We start from the raw sequence: 3,978 nt of genomic DNA on the forward strand, positions 1-3,978 counted from the left end.
AATAGTGTCTTATATAATTTATATTTAGTTTGTTTTTCTTAAAATATTTTCTTCAATTTTATTTATAAGTCTTATTATAATTCCCACTAATGTTGCTGTAATAAAGGTTCCTATACCTATCCCTTTAATTTCACCTATTAATAGAAATGATAATGTAGAAGCAATTAACACTAGAAATAAATCAAAATATATCTTTACTCTTCCAAATCCAATTTTCGTTTTATAAGCAAGAGTTTTAACAATTCCTTCAGCTGGATTTGTAACTACTCCAGCCTTAAGTTGTAAAATCGTACTAATTGCAATTATGCAACAACCTATAACCGAGATAATTAATTTGGTTATATAATTTACTGGATTTAAAAACCTAAATGTATTCATCCAAATATCTATAAAAATACCCATAATAGGTCCTACCAAAAGTTGTAGATACTGGTGTTTAGGAAATTTCTCTCTAAGTATTAAAACCTGTATTAGGAAGAATATTAAATTTATTACAAATGTAAACACACCAAAACTTGGTCTAAAGGCTAAACTTAAAACATATTGAATACTTGATATTGCAGAGGTACCTAAATTAGACTTAGTAACAAATGTAATGCCTAAAGCCATCATTATTAAGCTAATTAAAAAAAGTAAATAGGCTTTAATAACTCTTTTCATATTTAATCACTTCCACTATAATATTTAATAATTATTATCATATCATATTACATCAAAAAGGGGCTTCTCCTAACTAAATTCATAGTTATGAAATAACCCCTTTTGTTTATGTTAAATTAAAACAATTATTTTATTAATATTGATGATAGTTGTGGCACAAATGTTATTACTAATAAATCAAATATTAGTAAAGCTATAAATGGTAATGCCCCTTTTACAACATCAGATAATGATATTTCTCCTATACCTGATGCCACAAATAAGTTTAAACCAAACGGAGGTGTTAACATCCCTATTGATAGATTCACTATCATAATAACACCGAAATGAATTGGATCTATTCCAATACCTGTTACTATAGGTAAAAATAAAGGTGTCAGTATCAATACTGCTGCACTAGAGTCCATAATCATACCTACAAATAACAAAATAATATTGATTAATAACATTATTACAATTGGTGAAGCTTGTAATCCTAATACTGTTTGGGCAACTACTTGTGGTACTTGTTTAAAAGTTAAATACCAGCTAAATACTGCCGAATTAGCTATCACAAACATTATCATAGCTGATGTTACTACAGATTTTTTTGCGATCCTAAATATATCCTTAAATCTAATTTCTTTATAAACAAAAATTGAAATGACCAAACTATATATTATAGAAATAGCTGCTGCCTCAGTAGGAGTAGCTAATCCTTTATAGATTCCTCCTAGGATAATCACAGGCATTAATATACTAAAAAAGGCTTCCTTAAATGTATCCCATACTTCCCTTAAACTTGGTACATCGGATTTCATTTGATTATTCACTCTTGAGTATATGTAGCTAAAAATTATTAAAGTTAATCCTATAAAGATACCAGGTATAACTGCTGCCATAAATAAATTACTTATAGATTGTTCTGAAACTACCCCATAAGACATCATCGTAATACTCGGAGGTATAACTATTCCTAATGAACCTGCCGCACATAAAAGTCCAACAGAAAACTTTCCATCATATCCATTATCCTTTAAATTTGGTATCATTACCCCACCTACACCTGCTACAGTAGCTGGGCTTGAACCAGATAATGCTGCAAAGAACATTGATGAAACCACCGCTGTTATAGGTAATCCACCCGTAATCCAACCAAATAACTTATTCGCAAAGTCTATTAGTTTCTTAGATGCTCCACCTTCTAACATAATATCACCTGCAAATATGAAAAATGGAATAGCCATTAAACTAAATGAATTTACACCTGAATAGATCTTTTGCACTATAACGTCTAAACCTATTCCACTACTATAAATAGCGGCAATCGAAGACAATCCTGTTGTAATACCTATGGGAACTCCTAAAACTAATAATAATATAAATATTGCAGGTAATATCATTTCCTCACCTCATCTATATCTTCTTTCTCTTTTAAAAAATTAATTGAATCTATTAATTTAAATATGTACTGAATTAACATTAATGTCATGCCCACTGGTACTGATGCATAAGCTATCCACAAAGGCATATCTATTGATGTTGCTATGGAGTTTAAATTAATAGCATTTTTTACCATACCTATTCCTGCATATATTATAATTGCACAAAATCCTATACTTATTATGTTTATAATTATATTAATTACATTTTTCCCTTTATCTGGTAGGATATTTTCTAAAATATCCATACTAATATGTGACCCTTCTTTTGCTGTTACACTACATCCTACAAATATGAACCATACAATCATAAATAAGGAGATTTCCTCAGACCAATATATAGAATAACTGAAAAAATATCTTAAAATAGCCTGAGTAAATACTAAGACAGATGTAGCAATTAATAATGTTGAAGATATCAAATCTATTGTTCTATCTAAACTTTTTCTCATACCACCATATCCTTTTTTAATAATGTGGCTATTTTCATAGCCACATTACTGTTTTATTTAGTATATTTTTCTACTAATTTCATTAATTCCTCTGCATCATCTTGCTCTAAGAATTCATCATATGCTTCCTGAGTAGCTTCTCTAAAGTCTTTTTTCTCTTCTGAACCAAATTCTGTAATTTCTATACCTGATTCTTCTATTTCCTCTAAATATTCTTCATCTTTTTCTTCCGCTATTTCCCACTGTTCCTTCATTACTTCTTCAGCCACTTCTTCTACAATCTCTTGTAATTCTTCTGGTAGAGATTCAAATTTGTCATTATTTATAAAGAAAATATATCCCATAAACCCATGATCACTTATAGTCATATAATCTTGAACCTCATAAAACTTTCTACTTGCTATATTAGCATACGGATTTTCTTGACCATCTACCGTACCAGTTTGTAATGATGAATATAAGTCTACAAATGGAACAGATATACCACCAGCATTAATTGCTTTAAATTGAGTTACAAGTAATGGACTTTGACTTACTCTGATCTTTAATCCATCTAAATCTTTTACATTTTCTACTGGTCTTTTTGAGTTAGTTAATTGTTTAAAACCACCACTCCAATATCCTAATGCTTTTAAGTTCTTATCTTCTAAGTATCCGTTTAATTTTTCTCCTACTTCCCCAGATAATGCTTCAAATGCTTGATCTGGATTTTCAAACAAATATGGTAAATCAAAAAGTTCAAATTCAGGTGCGAATGATGTTACAGTTGATAAAAATGGAGCATTCATATCTAATGTACCTTCTAATACTTGCTCATTTATTTCTTGATCTGCTCCCATTTGTGAATCTGGATAAATAGTTACTTTTAATTGTCCATCACTCTTTTCTTCTGCTAATTCCTTAAATTTTTCAGCTGCTAAGCCTTTTGGTGTAGTAGGTCTAACTACATGAGCAAACTTTAATTCATATACTTCATCTGAAGAACCTGAAGAATCTGTATCATCTGTTTCTTGAGAATTTCCACATGCAAATAGTGGTAATACAAGTACACAAACCATTATTGAAACCATTATTTTCTTCAAAAAATTATTTTTCATTTTAATCTTCCCCTTTATTATTCGTAGATTTCCTTTTCTCTATAATCTTTCCATGTGTTTTCGAACCAAGATTCATATTCTGGTATAGGTCTTACTGGAATCCATTTGTGAGTAACATCTACATTGTCACATACTGTTACTTCCGTTTCACAAATCTCATTTTTAAAATCATTATCTAATGAGAATCTTAATACCTCGTCTCCTATCTCAATCTCATAAGACCCATCATCATTTGATACAAGATATGATCCTCTACTATCTCCACCTTTCTTTATATATTCTAAGATTGCAGATAAGCATGCAATTTGGGTAATTAACATATCATATACTCTGAATACAATCGGCAAT

Annotated in this window: 5 protein-coding genes; all 5 read right to left on the minus strand. The window is 29.7% G+C overall.

Annotated features, from left to right (window positions below; genetic code table 11):
• Nucleotides 1–24: 24 nt before the first annotated feature.
• Nucleotides 25–660: a DUF6198 family protein gene (locus VK071_06045; protein ID HLR34876.1), complete on the minus strand. Its 636-nt coding sequence runs from the start codon at nt 658–660 to the stop codon at nt 25–27.
• A 125-nt stretch (nt 661–785) separates the two neighbouring features.
• The gene (locus tag VK071_06050) at nt 786–2,042 is read right to left on the minus strand and encodes a TRAP transporter large permease (GenBank protein ID HLR34877.1); all 1,257 of its coding nucleotides are present in this window, start codon (nt 2,040–2,042) and stop codon (nt 786–788) included.
• Nucleotides 2,039–2,533 (minus strand): TRAP transporter small permease, encoded by a 495-nt coding sequence (locus VK071_06055; protein ID HLR34878.1) that lies wholly within the window; start codon nt 2,531–2,533, stop codon nt 2,039–2,041. Before VK071_06055 ends, VK071_06050 begins: the two co-directional genes overlap by 4 nt.
• A gap of 53 nt (nt 2,534–2,586) precedes the next feature.
• Complete coding sequence (locus VK071_06060) at nt 2,587–3,630, minus strand: TRAP transporter substrate-binding protein (GenBank protein ID HLR34879.1); 1,044 nt, start codon at nt 3,628–3,630, stop codon at nt 2,587–2,589.
• Nucleotides 3,631–3,647: 17 nt separating this feature from the next.
• The coding region (locus VK071_06065) for a hypothetical protein (GenBank protein HLR34880.1) at nt 3,648–3,978 on the minus strand (331 nt) is incomplete at its 5' end.

This window comes from Tissierellales bacterium, from assembly GCA_035301805.1.
Taxonomy (GTDB): domain Bacteria; phylum Bacillota; class Clostridia; order Tissierellales; family DATGTQ01; genus DATGTQ01.